This is a genomic window from Mailhella massiliensis (genome assembly GCF_900155525.1).
In the GTDB taxonomy this organism is placed as follows: domain Bacteria; phylum Desulfobacterota; class Desulfovibrionia; order Desulfovibrionales; family Desulfovibrionaceae; genus Mailhella; species Mailhella massiliensis.
This window is the reverse complement of record NZ_LT706951.1, coordinates 754720-769544: the sequence shown is the minus strand read 5'-3', so window position 1 is coordinate 769544 and position 14825 is coordinate 754720. Positions and strand designations below refer to the sequence as shown.

Sequence of the window (14825 nt, the reverse complement as noted above, 5' to 3'; positions counted from 1 at the left end):
CGAAGAAGAGAAGAAGCGCGGGGAGCCAGATTCTGACTACAGGTAGCCAAAATCTGACTGCTCCCAGTCAAAATCTGGCTACTCATTAATATTAAAAAGTTAATATTAATACTCCCCCTACCCCCTCATAGAAATAAGAACTGGTTCACACTTGTCCAGTATCAGAAGGGGAATTTGTAAGGGGGATTTTTTGATGCTTCACGAGGAAGCGATAAGAAAAAAACGCGGACTTCCAGAGGCCATAATTCAGCTTCGGGAAGTCCGCCCATTATTTAGGGTAAGAGGATGGAGGCTTAGCCGAGCCACGCTCTCAGCATATCCATGCTGTCGTAGCCGTGTTGGAGCATGGCGTTCCGTTCTTCGTCCGTCCAGCCGTTATCGGCGATAGAGAGTTGGGGATAGCCTTCGGTCTCATAGGAGGGAATCTCTGCAGGAGCGTAGATTCTCGTTTCGTCAGCGGTATTGTTCATTTGTCGTCCCTCCGTGTCAGGCGGCGTTCTTGAGTTCGTCGAGGTAGTCGGCCCATTCCTGCATCATGCAGCGGCGTTCGGGTAGATATTCCGCGTAGTTGTAGGCCGCCCGAACGCCGTTCCGTTCCGAGTGCGCAAGCTGGCGTTCTATCCAGTCGCGGTTGTATCCACGTTCGTTAAGGAGCGTGGATGCCAGCGAGCGGAAGCCGTGCACGCTCATTTCATCCTTCTCGTAGCCCATGCGGCGCAGGGCATTGAGCATGGTCACTTCGGAGATGGGGCGCACGTCGGTGCGAATCGAGGGGAAGAGGTATTTGCCTTCGCCGGAGTAGAGCCGCAATTCTTCCAGAATCGCCACAGCTTGTCGGGACAGCGGGACGATGTGGGCCGTGCGCATCTTCATGCGTTCGGCGGGGATACGCCATTCAGACTTCGAGAAGTCAAACTCCTTCCATTCGGCGGCACGCAGTTCGGTGTGGCGAGTGAATACCAGCGGGGCGAGCTTCAACGCACAGACTAGGGGGAAATAGCCCTCGTAGCGGTCGATGTCGCGCAGAAGCTGGCCGACTTTCGGCGGCGAAGTCACGGACGCCCGATGCACCACCTTGTGAGGTTTCAGCGCACCGCGAAGTTCGCTCACGGGGTTCTGCTTCACCTTGCCGAGAATGATCGCGTAGCGGAAAATCTGCCCGATGATCTGGAGAATACGGCTGGCGGTCTCGTGATGGCCCTTGTCGTCCAGCGGCTTGACCACGCCAAGTATGTCCATGGGCGCGAGGCGCGTCACGGGCGTCTTGCCGATGACCGGGAACACATACGTTTCCAGCCGATAGAGGATGGCCTTGCCGTAGGCCTCGGAATAGGCGGCCGTGCGGACTTTGTGCCACTCGCGGGCGAAGAGCTCGAAGGTGTCGCGGGTCACAGCCTCGCGTTCCTGCTTCTGCTGTTTCTTGACCGCCGAAGGGTCTGCGCCCTTGTCGAGCAGGGATTTTGCCTCATCGCGGCGGGCGCGGGCATCCCTCAGGGAAACGGTGGGATATTTGCCGAAGCTGAGGAGCTTTTCCCTGCCCTCGAAACGGTAGGCCATGCGCCAGAGCTTGCTTCCGGCCGGGGTGACGTAGAGGAAAAGACCTTCGCCGTCGAAGTGCTTTTTCGGCGTGGAGGCGGGTTTTAGATTGCGGATCTGGGTTTCTGTCAGAGGCATGTAGGTACTCCTTGGATCTTATTGGATTGGAAGATACCCACATGGACTGAAAAAGCTTTATTTTCTAACCGGTTAACCTGTGGGTATCGGAATATGCATAGCACATTCATACCCACAGATATACCCACAAAAAAATTGGATGCAAATGCACGCCCTTGGATTCCGCTGGACGCTGAAAAAAGCTTAAAACAAAGAATCCCAAAGCCTTATTGGACTTTGGGATTCTTCTTCAGAGCCATAAATGGCTCCCCGAGACGGACTTGAACCGCCAACCTAGTGATTAACAGTCACCCGCTCTGCCTATTGAGCTATCGGGGAACGGAACAACTCGTCGTTGCAGGAATGTGTTTAGGCGTTTTGCCCCCTGCCGTCAAGCATTTTTTTTATCTTTTTTTCAGAAAGAAGAGAAAGTGGCTTTTCGCAAGGCTTCGGTGCGGAGAAAATACAGGGAAGACGGGGCCGGAAAGGCGTTTTTTCGAAAGCAGAGAGCGGAAAATCGTCAAGAACGGTGAGGCCCTGTCCATGGGGCAGGGCCGCCTTGCCGCCGCTTTGCGAGGGGCCGGACGCGCCCCGGTCACGGGGGGAACGGGACTGCCGGGCAGGGAGAAGGGAAAACGCAGGGAAGGCCGAAGGGCGGGGAGCCGAAAGGAGACAGGCGGGGCGGAAAGGCTCCCGCGGGAAAGGGCGGGGAATGCTGCCGGGCAGAGGACTTCGCGTGCGCCGGCTCCGGCGCAGGCCTGCGGGAAGGCGGCTGTGCACAGGCTCCGTTTTTCCCGGTGCGTCATAAAAGTTTTGCTTGATAAACTTTATTTATGTATGCAAACTTGTGCCGCCGCACGGAAATACAAGCGAGGAGCCATGTCTTATACCATTAAAGAATTCGGCAGGGGCAGAATATGTGTGGCGCACGATGCGCTGAGGGAAGAGGACAGAGCGGCGGCCGTGAGGGCCTTTCTTGAAAAGGTGGAGGGCGTGACGCGCGTGGAGACGGACGGCGCGGCGGCCACGCTTCTGCTGGAATACGATCCTTCGCGTCTCGGCCATGGGGATTTGTTCCAGCTTGCCCGCAGGCTGGAAGCGCTGGTGGCGGAAAAGCGCTGATGTTCCGCGGCGTCGTGGCCGGAGGACGCATTCCTTGAGAAACGCGCCGGGATGCGGGCGGAAAAGTACGCCTGAGCATGGGCGCGCTGCCCCGGAATCTGCTGCCGGAGGGAAAGCGTCTCGGGGAGGAGCGGCCCGGGTCGCCGTCCCCCCCTGTGCACGCCCCGCGCCGGGGATACCGGAGGGCACGGCCCGCAAAAAGGCGCGGAACTTTGAGCGCACACTCCGGCCGCACACTCCGGCCGGTGCCGGAAGGCGACGGCCCGGGCCGGGGAACAGGCGTTTCTGTGCCGGGAGCAGGCCGGAGAATCCCGCGAAGGGGAGCCGTGCAGGAGAAAGCTTTTCCCCGGCGGGAGGAAGAAGTTTCCGCGCGGGCAGGGGAGCGACCCCCGGGAGCTTTGCAGAACGGTGCAAAGGCTAGGGCTTTCCGCGCGGGCAGGGGAGCGACTCCGGAAAAGGAGGGCGGCGTACCGCCCCCGGGGGCTTTTAAGGCCGGTCTGCCGGGGAAGAGGGGGCCCGGGGCAGGGGCGGCGGAAGGCTCTGCGTAAAGGGCTTTTTGCGGGAGGGAGGAACCTGCGCCGTGAGAGATGCGGCTTTGCGCGTTGCCAACATTTCCCCGCCGGGTTACGGTGTAACCGTAGCCCTTTTCCGGGAAAACGGACTGACAAGCAGAAGGAGAACCCTCATGGCCATCGTTTTTTCCTATCGTTGGAACAGAAACCCTTTGCGGCTGCTGCGCTCCTTCGGCCTTTCCGCCCGTTCCGCGCGGGAGGAGGCTGCCTTTATGCGCGCGCTGGAAGACGCGCCGGACGATGTGCCGGGAAATCTCTGCCTCATCATGGGCGGCTTTACCGACGGTTTTCTCGGCAGGGCCTATGCGCTGAAGGGCGACGTGCACGCGCTGCTCGGCCCGGGATTCGATGTGTACTACCGCGAGCACGACGAACACGCGGCAACGCGGCGTATTCTTCGCCGGTACGGGGAGCTTTCCCGCCGCGTGGTGCTCATTGGGCACAGCTGGGGCGCGAGTTCCCTTGCGCGGGACATGGTTCCTTCGCTGCCGAAGGTGCGCGTGGATGCGCTGGTCACGCTGGACCCTGTGGGCCTGCGGGGCCCGGTGCCTCTGCCTTCCGTCCGGCGCTGGCTCAACGTGTACCTGCCCTACGCACGGGCGGCGTGGAGCAGGGAAAACAACGTGGCGCGCCTCGGCAGACCGTGGGAATATGTGCGCGAGGCGAACCTGAACCGCGTGCCTTCCGTGCTGCGCCATGCGGATGCCCTGGGCATGTTCCGCGAGTACGGGGCGGCTTTCATCACGCTTTCGCTTATGGATGCGCCTGCACCGGCGGCCGGAAGGCCCATTTGAGGGCGAAGAGCAGCAGCAGACCCGCTGCGGCGAGGTAGGCCGCGTCCATACCCCACACCGAAAGCACCGCGTACCCGCCCAGAGGGCCGAGCGCCGCGCCGAGATCGATGGCCAGCGTGTAGGCGGTGATGACGAACACCGCCTGCGAGCGGGAGGCCACATCCGTGGCGAGCGCGTCGGAAAGGGTGGTCATGGCGGTGCAGCACAGCTCTATGCCGATGATGAGGAGAAGCCACGGCGCAAGGGGCAGCGGCAGCGTGGTGAGGGCAAAGAGCAGCGCGGCGCAGAAGCAGCCCGCCGCAAACATGCGCGTACGGCCGAGAGGCCCGTCGGAAATGCGGCCCACCAGCGGAGAGAGCGCGGGGTCCCAGCTCCAGCGCAGAGACTGCATGACGCCCGCCAGCGTGGCGCAGCCGATGAACACGCCGAAAAGCGTGGCCCCTGCGCCGAAGTGATGTTCCAGAAGCGCGCTCAGGGTGGACATGAAGAAGCCTTCGATGACGAGCGTGACGAAGAGGCAGGTGAACAGCACCCAGACAAGTTCGCCGGAAACAAGGGCGAAGAGGCCCTTTTTCCCGGAAGGTTCCGCTTCTTCGGCCTTCCGGTGGGCGGGCGGGGTACGCCTGAGCAGGAACACGGCCATGGGCAGGGCCAGGGCGGCCACGGCCGCGCCCAATAGGAGAACGGGGTGGGGCGCAGGCCCGCAGCGTCGGCCATGAGCCCGCCGCCCAGCATACCTACGAGGTTGCCCAGGCGGTAGGTGCCCGTATAGAGGCCGATGAGGTAGCCCCTGTCGTGCCCGCTTGAAGCATCCATGACGGTGAAAAGCCCGCCCAGCTTGAGCAGCGACCAGGCAAGCCCCCACAGAATGCGCAGCGCGGCCCATGCGGCGAGGGTGGAGGCGTGGGCGTAGCCTATGGGAATGAGCAGGGCCAGCAGCGCGGCGAAGATGGCGCAGGTTTTTATGCTGAGCCGGGAATACACCCAGCCGATGACGGGATTGAGCGGCAGGCGTGCGAGGCGGTTCAGGGAGAGCACCAGCCCCACTTCCCATAACGAGGAGAGACCGGCCTCCATCCAGCGCACGGGAAGAACCACATAGAGCATGGCGTCGGCTGCGACGCATACGGCGGTGAGCAGCGCGAAGATGACGACCTGGCGGCGGGGACGGGAGATGTTTTCCATGGCGTTCAGGCAAGGTAAAGCCCCGCGCCCGATTCCCGTATGAGGTTCTGCCAGCGGGCGGGGAGGGGAGAGTTGGAAAAGACGGCTTCGAGCTGGCGCAGATGCCCCACCCGGACCATGGCGGGACGGCCGAACTTGGAGTTGTCGCAGGCAAGAAACACGCGCCGCGAATGGGCGAGTATGGTGCGGGCCACCGAAACTTCCCGGTAGTCGTAATCGAGCAGGTTCCCTTCCTCGTCGATGCCGGAAATGCCGATGATGCCGAAGTCCATGCGGAATTCCCGTATGAACTGCTCCGTTTCCGCCCCGGTGACGCCGAGATCGTGGGAACGCACCGTGCCGCAGGCGATGATGACCTCAAAGCCCGGGTTGGCCGCGCAGATGCGCGCCACGTTGAGGTTGTTGGTGAGTATGCGCAGATTCTTGTGCCCGGAAAGGGCGCAGGCCACGGCCTCGGTGGTGGTGCCGATGTTGAGGCACAGCGAGGCCCCGTCGGGAATATGCGCCGCCACCAGTTCGGCAATGCGCCGCTTCTCCTCCGTGAAAAGGAGTTTCCGCTGATGATAGATGATGTTTTCCGTGCCGAGGGGCATACCCACGCCCCCGTGAAAGCGCTGTACGCTGCCTTCTTCCGCAAGCTGATTGATGTCGCGCCGCATGGTCTGCGGTGTGACGGAAAACTGCTGGGCCAGTTCCTCAATGGTGGCGTAACCGCGCTTGTTGAGGTATTCCAGAAGATTTTTCTTTCGGCTGTCTGCTTTGTTCATGGCGCATCCCCGGAGGAAATTGCCCGGAGTATAGGGCGGGAAACCCGCTTCGGCAAGAAAAAAGCTTTTCGCCTCCGTTATGGGAATCGAGATGTGAAAAAAAACACTATTGACATACTGGCGTAATAAAACTACAGTCAGCTTCTTATCATCGTAACATTGGCGTAATAATTCCCTCCCTATCCCACTCCCTGCCGCTCACCGGCCGCGCCGGAAGCGTTTTCGCATACGAGGCAGAAGGCATGTCCCCGGAACTTTATTTCGACAGACAGGATCGGGAAATCCTGACTCTGGTCAACAGAATACTGGAGTGCCCCGACAAGGCGCAGAGCCGGGTGTTCGATGCGAATCTTCATCCGCACGGCATCAAGGGGCTGGTCATTTCCCGCGTATCCCGCGTGGCCTATGCGGTCATCAACCTGCTCACCAATCTGGAAGTCGGCCAGGCCGACGACAGGCTCATGGCTCTTCAGGCCCTGTATGACGAGGTGTTGAGCAGCGCTCATTCCATGCTCAGGCGCAACACCGCGCGCGTGCTTCTGCAGATCATGAAGGATCTGGTGCGCGCGCAGGATTCTCCGCTCACGCAGCTCAAGCTCGCCCACGATTTCCGCAAGGCCGCGCAGGGCACGCCCCGCGTGGTCCGCAAGATGCTGGCGCGTTACCATCTGCCGGAAATGCCCGAGGAATGGAATCAGCTTTCCTTCGACGACCATGTGTACGACGCCCATTCCCGCGGCCGCAAGACGCCCACGCATCTCATCATGGACGCGTGGATCAAGGGCCTGCGCTACCTTACGGTGGTGTACTCCAACTACATCGACTACGCGGCGGCCAAGGAGATTCTGGACGCGGCGGCCATCATGGGCATTCATGTGCGCGTGGGGCTGGAGTTCTGCTGTCCCTTCCGGGGCCGCTACATCAGTATGGTGTGGGTGCCGCGCGGCTTCAGCGCCGCGGCGGACTTTCTGGAATTTCTGGAAACCGACAAGGTGCAGGCCCTGACCGCGGAAGGGCGCGCCGCCGTGGAATGGCGCAAGGGCCGGACGCTTGAGGCGCTGGAAGCCTGGAACACGCGCCGCCGTCCCGAGCTGGAAAAGGCCTGGGAGGTGGAAATTCCCGCCCTCGTGCCCGCAAGGCTCACGGCCTGCGTGGGCCTCGGCCAGCCTTCGTTCGAGCACCTTGCCGAATGCGTGCACAACCATGTGCTGCCCTTCATGCGCCTGCGCGCCGAGAGGCTCCGCGCGCGCATGGCCTCCGGCGACGATGCCGAAGGCGCGGCGGAAAAGGAACTGACGGCGCTGGACAACCTTACCGCGGGCGTGGTGGCCTCGGAATGGCTGGAAGGGAGCGACCTGCCCGAAATCGGCGGCGCGCGCGAGGGCGTGCCCGCCATGTTCACGCGGTCTCCCGCCGAGATGGTGGAGCTGCTCACCGGCATGCACACCGGCTACCGCCTCATCCTGAACCTTGCCGGACTCAACGTGCGGGACGTGCTGGAGCTTCTCTACGACTGCGACTGCTGCATCACGCACCTTGAGCTTTTCAACCTCAAGGACTGGCACGAGGGCCTTCTGAACGACCTGCCCGCCATCAACGAACTGCAGCGCGTGCTCAACGAGGGCCGCGGCCCCCGCATCAAGCAGATCGTGCATGAGATTCTCGACAGTCTGGAAGCCTCCGGCGAAAAGGAACGCGCCGGAAAGTTCCGCAGCATTCAGAGCAATATCCCCACCCTGTGGGAATACTACCGCAAGAATCCCCTGAAGAGCCGCATCGGCTCCAATTCCGCGCGGAACAACGGCAACCGTTCCTTCGGCATGGGCTTCGTCTATACCGAAACCCTGCCCAAGCGCGCCAAGAAAACCCTGCGCGAGAACAGCGAGTACATGGGCGAAATTCCCGTGTACACCCGTATTGAGGAACGCATAAGCTACGAGGACGACAGGGAGAACGTGTCCTCCTTCACCCGCGCGGTGCGCCGCGTGCCGGGCCTGCGGCATTTCCGTCAGGCCAGAAACAGGGCCTGGCTCCCCGACGACAACAGCCAGATCATGCGGCGCGGCAACGTGGTGAGCCTCGGCGGCATCAACACGCCCCGCGCCAACGGACTCAGGGAGGAAAAGGCGCAGCCGAAGGAGGACAAGCCCGGTTCCGCCTACCTCAGCACCACCGTGACCAACTGGATCAAGGTCATGGCGGGCTTCATCCCCTCCGTGGCGTCCTTCCTCTATACGCAGGACTGGTGGTTCCTCGCCTGGTTCGGCACCTTCATCTGGTTCGGCATCACCGGCATACGCAACATCATTCAGATGGTGGTGGCCGGCAACGGCACCACGCGCAACACGCTCCTGCGCTGGAAGGACCATGTGAGCATCAGCCGCATCTGCGATTCGCTCATGTACACGGGCATTTCCGTGGCGCTTCTGGAAGTGGTGGTGCGCGTGTGGCTGCTGGAGGATCTCTGCGGGCTCAGCGTGCGCGAGTACCCGGGCATCGTGTTCACGGTGCTCAACTTCGTGAACGCCATCTACATCTGCGCCCACAACATCTACCGCGGCTTCCCGAGGGAGGCGGCCATAGGCAACCTGTTCCGCAGCGCGCTCGCCATTCCCGTTTCCTCCTGGTACAACCAGGCCTTCGTGGCCATACTGCTCATGTGCGGCGTGGCCGACCCGCTGTTCTACTCGGTGCCGAGCGCGGCCATCATTTCCAAGCTCGCTTCCGACACCGTGGCCGCCGTCATCGAAGGCTATGCCGACAGCCAGAACAACCGCCGCATGCGCCGCTGGGACTACGACGGCAAGGTGGCCCGCGTGTTTTCCTGCTACACTCGCCTTGAGCTGCTCTTCCCCGAAGAGGACATCCTCATCAAGCTGGCCCGTTCCGAAGGCCGCATGGGAGGACTGGAAGGCGAGGCGAAGAAGCTGGAACTTGCCCTCATCATCAACGCCCTCGACCTCATGTACTTCTGGTTCTACCAGCCCCGCGCGCAGGATGCCTTCCGCCGCATGGTGAGGAACATGAGCCAGGCCGACAGAACCGTGTTCGCCCGTTCCCAGCTCGTGCTGCTCAGGGAACGCGACATCAGCCAGCTTTTCGTGGACGGACTGGTGGGCCGCAACTTCTCCCAGCCGCTGGCCTTCTATCTGGACAGAAGGCGCGATTACCTCTACGCCATGATGAAACTCTGCCGCCCCGGCAGAAAGGATGTGCAGCCCCTGCCGACCATACGATTCGAAGGCCCCGCCTCCGCCTCTGCGTCCGCCTCCGTGCGGAACGACACGGCCGCGGAATAGAAATTCCTGCCCGGATTTTTTCTGCAAGTTCCCTTCCCGGCAATGCGCCGTATGCATAACGGGAGGGGGGCTTGTTTGCAACCTTCGGCCTTTATGCGTTCTCTTTCGAAAATTTCATAGAGATAAAAGCCAGAAAAGAAAGAAACCTCTCTTGCATAAAGGGCGGAATTGGCGTATAAGAAAAATATATTCACAGACAAAAGATAGGATGCCTGTGAATGCCGTTTTCTGTTGGTTCGCAGAGGGCGGCGTTAACAAGAGATATGCCTCAAGCGGCATATGGAACAAGTTCTGAGGAGGACTTATGAAACGCTTTGTTGCTCTTTCCCTGATCATGGGACTGATGCTCGGCGCCACCGCCATGGTGGGTACGGCTCAGGCCGCCAAGACCATTAAGATCGCCGGCATGAAGGCCGAAGGTGAACCCGAAACCATCGGTATGCACAAGTTCGGCGAATATCTGGAAAAGCTCTCCAACGGCAAGTACAAGGTCAAGGTCTACCCCAACAGCTCCCTCGGCAAGGAAGACAAGTACATCGCCGATACCCGCCGCGGCACCATTGAAATGTGCGCCACCGGCACCCAGGTTGCCGCCTTCCATCCCGCCATGGCCATGATGGAAACCCCCATGCTGTACGACAGCTATGAACATGCCTACAAGGCCATCAACGGCGGCGTGTTCGACCTCCTCACCGAAGGCTTCACCGAAAAGTCCGGCCTCCGCACCCTCAACATGTTCCCCCTGGGCTTCCGTCACTTCTACACCAAGAACCCGGTGAAGAGCATCGACGACATCAAGGGCCTCAAGCTCCGCGTGCCGAACATCACCCTGTACACCACCTTCGCCAAGGAATGCGGCATCAACGGTCAGGCCATGCCTTTTGCTGAAGTCATGAGCTCCGTCGACCAGGGCGTCATCGACGGCGGCGACAGCCCCCTCACCGACATCACCTCCACCAAGGTTTACGAAAAGTGCCCGCAGATCACTCTGACCGGTCACATCCTCGTCATCCACAGCCTCTTCATCAACGAAAAGCTGTATCAGTCCCTGCCCGATCAGGACAAGGCCTGGTTCAACGAAGCTGCCCGCCTCGCTGCTGAAGACATCTGGAAGCTCGTGCAGGATATGGACAAGGCTTCCATCAAGGAAATCGAAGACCATGGCGGCACCGTGTCCGAACCTACCCAGGCCATGAAGGACCACATGACCGAGGCTGCCAAGCGCACCTGGACCATGTTCACCGATTCCTCCAACGACAAGACCTACGTGCCCAACGCGCAGGCCATTTTCGACAAGGCTGCCAGCTTCAAGTAGCCCCGGCTGAAGATGGAGGGCCTGCCACAGGCAGGCTCTCTTTTTTTCCCGCATCTCTGGCTGTTTCTTCTGAGGTTTTTATATGAGTGAAACTCCCTCTGCCGCCAGGAATAAGGCCAATCAGGTCGGCGCCGTCGCCTTCCAGATTTTCTGTGCCTGCATCTTTCTGGGCATGATCGGCCTGGTGTTCCTGAACGCCGTTCTGCGTTACTGCTTCAACTCCGGTTATCCGCCGAGCGAAGAGTGGGCCCGCTTCCTGTTTATCTACATCACGTTCTTCGGTGCCATCGAGGCCTTCTACCGTAAAAAGCACATCGCCGTGGAAATGGTGGTGGACATGCTCCAGGGCAACTGCCGCAAGGCGATGAACGTCATCGCCATTCTGCTTTCCATTTCGGCGCTGCTTGTCCTGCTGCAGGGCGGTATCTCCTATGTGCAGATGACGCTCGACACCTACGCCATCGCCACCTACGTCAATATGGCCATCATCAACGCGACGCTCCCCATCATGGCCGCCGCCGCCATCGTGCTCCAGCTGCGCGACCTGATCGCCATCCTTCGTACCCCCGCTTCCGAATTCAAGAAGACCTCGGGGATAGACCTGTCTGAGCTTCAGCACTAAGGAGAGAGTATGGAACTGTTTCTTTTTCTCGGATCTCTCTTCGTCTTCCTGTGCTTCGGCATTCCCATCGCCATGGTGCTCGTGCTCTGCGCCATGGTGCTCATGTTCCACGCCGACATGTGGGACCCCATGACCATTGCCTCCTGTATGCTCGACGGGGCGAACAACTACCCCCTCATGGCCATTCCCTTCTTCGTGTTCGCCGGTGAAATCATGGCTGCGGGCGGCCTTTCCAAGCGCGTCGTCCAGTTCGCGCAGCTGCTTATCGGCGGCGTGCGCGGCGGCCTCGGCTACGCCGCCATCGTGGCTTCCGTCATCTTCGCCGGCCTCATGGGCAGCTCCGTGGGTGAAGCCGCCGCTCTCGGCGGCCTGCTGCTGCCCATGATGAAGCAGGTGGGCTACAAGCCCGGCCGTGCGGGCGCCATCATCTCCTCCGGCGCCATCCTCGGACCCATCATCCCCCCGAGCACCAACTTCATCATCCTCGGTTCCTGCGTGAGCGGCCTGTCCATCACCAAGCTGTTCATGATAGGCCTCTTCCCCGGTATCTTCATCGGCCTCGCCCTCATGATCATGTGGTTCTTCATCGTCCGTATCGACGGCTACCATGAAACCATCAAGTTCACCCGCGAGGAAAAGAGAAAGATCCTCATCGACGCCACCCCCGCCTTCATGATGCCCGTGCTCCTGCTCGGCGGTATCCGCTTCGGTGTGTTCACGCCTACCGAAGGCGGCGCCTTCGCCGCCGTGTACGCCATTCTGGTGTGCCTGCTCTGGTACCGTGAAATCGGCCTCAAGGACCTCCTGCGCGTGAGCGCTTCCTCCGCCCGTACCACCGCCGCCGTTATGATGATCGTGGCCACCGCTACCGCCATCGGCTACTTCATCACTCTGGCCGACATCCCGCAGCAGATCATTTCCCTGTTCGCTCCGTTCAAGGATTCCCCCATCATCCTGCTGCTGCTCATCAACGTCTTCCTGTTCCTGATCGGCATGGTCATGGACCTTACCCCCAACGTCCTTATCTTCGCGCCCGTGTTCTACCCGCTGATTCTGGACGCCGGTATCGATCCCTACCACTTCGGCCTCATCTTCATCCTGAACCTCGGCATCGGCGTCATCACGCCTCCCGTCGGTACGGTTCTCTATGTCGTGTGCGGCATCGGCAACCTCAAGCTGCCCGCTCTGGTCAAGAACCTGCTTCCCTTCCTGTTTGTGGAAATCGTGATGCTCCTCCTGCTCACGGTCTTCCCCAAGCTGTCCATCATCCCCATGAACTGGCTTATCTGACGGCCTGACTTAGGGTAACGCAAAAGGCTCCTTCGGAAGAAGGAGCCTTTTTTATGCCTTGCCCACGACAGCCCGGAGAGAGGAAAGGCAGGAAGAGAGGAAAGGCAGGAAGAGAGGAAAGGCAGGAAGAGAGGAAAGGCAGGAAGAGAGGAAAGGCAGGAAGAGAGGAAAGGCAGGAAGAGAGGAAAGGCAGGAAGAGAGGAAAGGCAGGAAGAGAGGAAAGGCAGGAAGAGAGGAAAGGCAGGAAGAGAGGAAAGGCAGGAAGAGAGGAAAGGCAGGCGGGGCGGAGCCCCGCACCCCGGGAAAGGCACCGGGGCTCCGCCCCAGCCCCCGCCGGGAGGGAAGTGGGAGAAGAGAGCGTTTTTCGGGGGAGATAATCTCCCCCGAACCCCCATAGCAGGCAGGGCCGCCGTGGAGGAGGGGAGGCGGAAGCCTTCCTCCGACTCGCTGCCGGAGGGCGTGACTGGAGGATGGTGCGGATTTTTCACCGGGGCGCCCCGTTTCGTGCGTTTTGCGTAAGGGCGTGCTCCGGGAGTGTGTTTTTGTCGGAAGCGCCGGGCGTGGGAGCGCCTTGCCTGCCGCGTTCGGGCTGCTTTTTCCGTGTGAGCGTGTCCTTCGGACCCGCTCACGCAGGCCGACCGTTTTCCGGCCGTGCCGGGCAACGGATTAAAGGAAGGAGATAAAAAGCGCATGGGGCTTAACCTTGGCTTTATTCTGCCCCTGCTTTGTATAGGACGCCGTCTCAAGGGCCTTTCGTTTCCCCATGGTGAACGGGCAGCACAGGTGTTGTGCCGCATTCCCTCTTCTTTTGCAAAGGCGGGACTTTCTCAATGTTCAGTCCTGCCGCTGCCGGGAAACGAAGTTTTCCTTTCTGCATGTTATTCCGCCTTCGTTTACCAGGGGCAATGCTCTCTCAGCGCTCTGGGACCCCCGGGCGCTTTCGAGCGGCCGGGCCGCGAGGGTCGCGCAGACGGAATTCGCTTCCGCCGTGAGCAAGGCCCGCGTCGTACAGGCCCTGCGTCCGTACAGCGTGTCCAGAACAGACGGGCCGTTGCGTCACCCGGGTGATGGTGTCGCCCCCGGCCCGCCTTAGGTTCAGGACTCATTAAATATAAAAGATGACAATGGCAGCGAGACAAATAGCCGAAAAGAACGTGTGTGCACAACGGTCATAACGCATGGCTATTCTGCGCCAATCCTTGAGTCGGCCGAACATGATTTCTATCTTGTGCCGCTGCTTATAAACCTCCTTGTCATAGGCCACCGGAGTTTTCCGGCTGTGTCTGCCGGGAATACACGGCGTGATTCCTTTACGGGACAAGGCATGACGAAACCAGTCGGCATCATAGCCTCTATCCGCCAGAAGCTCCCCGGCCTGCGGCAGAGTATCAAGCAGGACAGCAGCGCCTTTGTAGTCGCTCACCTGACCGCCGGACAGATGGAAGGCCAACGGTTGACCGAAGGCATTGCAGACAGCGTGGAGTTTTGAATTCAGGCCGCCTTTTGTGCGTCCGATACATCGGGAAAGGCCCCTTTTTTCAGCAAACTTGCTGCTGTCCTGTGTGCCTTGAGATGTGTGGCATCAATCATCAAGCGTGTTGTGGAGCCGTTTTGCTCAACAAGCTCCGCAAAAATCCTGTTAAAGACCCCCAATCGGCTCCAGCGGATAAAACGATTGTAGAGAGTTTTGTATGGTCCATACTCGCACGGAGCATCTTTCCATTGCAGGCCGTGCTTGATGACATAGATAATGCCGCTGACGACACGCCTGTCATCGACTCTCGGAATGCCATGGGAACGAGGAAAGTAGCGTTTGATACGAGCAATCTGTTCATGAGAAAGATAAAAAAGTTCCTTCATGGCATCCTCCCTATGCCGACAATAAGAACTTTTTACCCTTTTGGCAATTAATGAGTCCTGAGCTTAGGCGGCCGGGCCGCGAGGGCATAAGCAGCCGGGATTCACTCCCGGCGTTAAACGCCATGCCCACCGTGCAGGCCTCGCCCCCTGTACGGCGTGTCCAGAGCTGACGGGCCTTTGTTCCACCAGGGCGAAGGAAAGGTCGCAGGCGGAATTCACTTCCGCCGTGAGCAGGGCCCGCGTCGTGCAGGCCCTGCGTCCGCACAACGAGTCCAGAACAGACGGGCCTTCGCGCTCTTCCGCCTTTGCATGTAAAACGCAAACAAAAAGCCCGCCGGTGTTCGGC

The 14825-nt window shown here is 60.3% G+C and carries 13 protein-coding genes and 1 tRNA gene; 7 read left to right on the top strand and 7 right to left on the bottom strand.

The features are described 5' to 3' along the window. Window positions 1–293: 293 nt before the first annotated feature. The 3 genes from CZ345_RS16880 to CZ345_RS09120 all read right to left on the bottom strand — a co-directional run bounded on the left by CZ345_RS16880 (window position 294) and on the right by CZ345_RS09120 (window position 1992). Window positions 294–470, bottom strand: a complete 177-nt coding sequence (locus CZ345_RS16880) for a hypothetical protein (protein ID WP_154674806.1) — start codon at window positions 468–470, stop codon at window positions 294–296. Between the two features lie 16 nt (window positions 471–486). Further along, window positions 487–1674 (bottom strand): tyrosine-type recombinase/integrase, encoded by a 1188-nt coding sequence (locus tag CZ345_RS09125; protein ID WP_077072818.1) that lies wholly within the window; start codon window positions 1672–1674, stop codon window positions 487–489. Window positions 1675–1916: 242 nt separating this feature from the next. Then, window positions 1917–1992 (bottom strand) — tRNA-Asn (locus CZ345_RS09120). 540 nt (window positions 1993–2532) lie between these two features. Here CZ345_RS09120 and CZ345_RS09110 point away from each other — a divergent pair. Together CZ345_RS09110 and CZ345_RS09105 are read left to right on the top strand one after the other, a co-directional pair. Then, complete coding sequence (locus CZ345_RS09110) at window positions 2533–2775, top strand: hypothetical protein (RefSeq protein ID WP_077072816.1); 243 nt, start codon at window positions 2533–2535, stop codon at window positions 2773–2775. A 685-nt stretch (window positions 2776–3460) separates the two neighbouring features. After that, window positions 3461–4141, top strand: coding sequence for an alpha/beta fold hydrolase (locus CZ345_RS09105; RefSeq protein ID WP_077072815.1), 681 nt, complete (start codon window positions 3461–3463; stop codon window positions 4139–4141). On the opposite strand, the gene CZ345_RS16235 is transcribed toward CZ345_RS09105, so the two are convergent. The 3 genes from CZ345_RS16235 to CZ345_RS09095 are packed head-to-tail and all read right to left on the bottom strand — an operon-like array spanning window position 4101 to window position 6093. Next, a complete protein-coding gene (locus CZ345_RS16235; protein ID WP_162274956.1) occupies window positions 4101–4625 on the bottom strand; it encodes an MFS transporter in 525 nt (174 codons plus the stop codon). The two genes, CZ345_RS09105 and CZ345_RS16235, sit on opposite strands and share 41 nt — an antisense overlap. Continuing rightward, on the bottom strand, window positions 4613–5326 hold the full coding sequence (locus tag CZ345_RS16230) for an MFS transporter (protein WP_083717282.1): 714 nt from the start codon (window positions 5324–5326) through the stop codon (window positions 4613–4615). The genes CZ345_RS16235 and CZ345_RS16230 overlap by 13 nt, the downstream gene beginning before the upstream one ends. Window positions 5327–5331: 5 nt before the next feature. Continuing rightward, a complete protein-coding gene (locus tag CZ345_RS09095) occupies window positions 5332–6093 on the bottom strand; it encodes a DeoR/GlpR family DNA-binding transcription regulator (RefSeq protein ID WP_077072814.1) in 762 nt (253 codons plus the stop codon). Between the two features lie 242 nt (window positions 6094–6335). On the opposite strand from CZ345_RS09095, the gene CZ345_RS09090 reads away from it, so the two are divergent. The 5 genes from CZ345_RS09090 (at window position 6336) to CZ345_RS16615 (ending at window position 13016) form a co-directional block, all read left to right on the top strand. Beyond that, window positions 6336–9392 carry a hypothetical protein gene (locus CZ345_RS09090; protein WP_077072813.1) on the top strand — a complete coding sequence of 1019 codons (3057 nt, stop codon included), beginning with the start codon at window positions 6336–6338 and terminating at the stop codon, window positions 9390–9392. A gap of 304 nt (window positions 9393–9696) precedes the next feature. Continuing rightward, a complete protein-coding gene (locus tag CZ345_RS09085) occupies window positions 9697–10707 on the top strand; it encodes a TRAP transporter substrate-binding protein (RefSeq protein ID WP_077072812.1) in 1011 nt (336 codons plus the stop codon). A gap of 82 nt (window positions 10708–10789) precedes the next feature. After that, window positions 10790–11329: a TRAP transporter small permease gene (locus tag CZ345_RS09080; RefSeq protein ID WP_077072811.1), complete on the top strand. Its 540-nt coding sequence runs from the start codon at window positions 10790–10792 to the stop codon at window positions 11327–11329. Window positions 11330–11338: 9 nt separating this feature from the next. Next, a complete protein-coding gene (locus tag CZ345_RS09075) occupies window positions 11339–12619 on the top strand; it encodes a TRAP transporter large permease (RefSeq protein WP_077072810.1) in 1281 nt (426 codons plus the stop codon). A 58-nt stretch (window positions 12620–12677) separates the two neighbouring features. Next, complete coding sequence (locus CZ345_RS16615) at window positions 12678–13016, top strand: hypothetical protein (protein WP_144277296.1); 339 nt, start codon at window positions 12678–12680, stop codon at window positions 13014–13016. Between the two features lie 708 nt (window positions 13017–13724). On the opposite strand, the gene CZ345_RS16225 is transcribed toward CZ345_RS16615, so the two are convergent. After that, window positions 13725–14479, bottom strand: a protein-coding gene (locus tag CZ345_RS16225) for an IS5 family transposase (protein WP_239446655.1) whose coding sequence is annotated in 2 segments (ribosomal slippage) — window positions 13725–14146 and window positions 14146–14479 — 756 coding nt in all. Because the reading frame shifts where the segments join, the coding sequence is not laid out codon by codon here. Window positions 14480–14825: the final 346 nt, after the last annotated feature.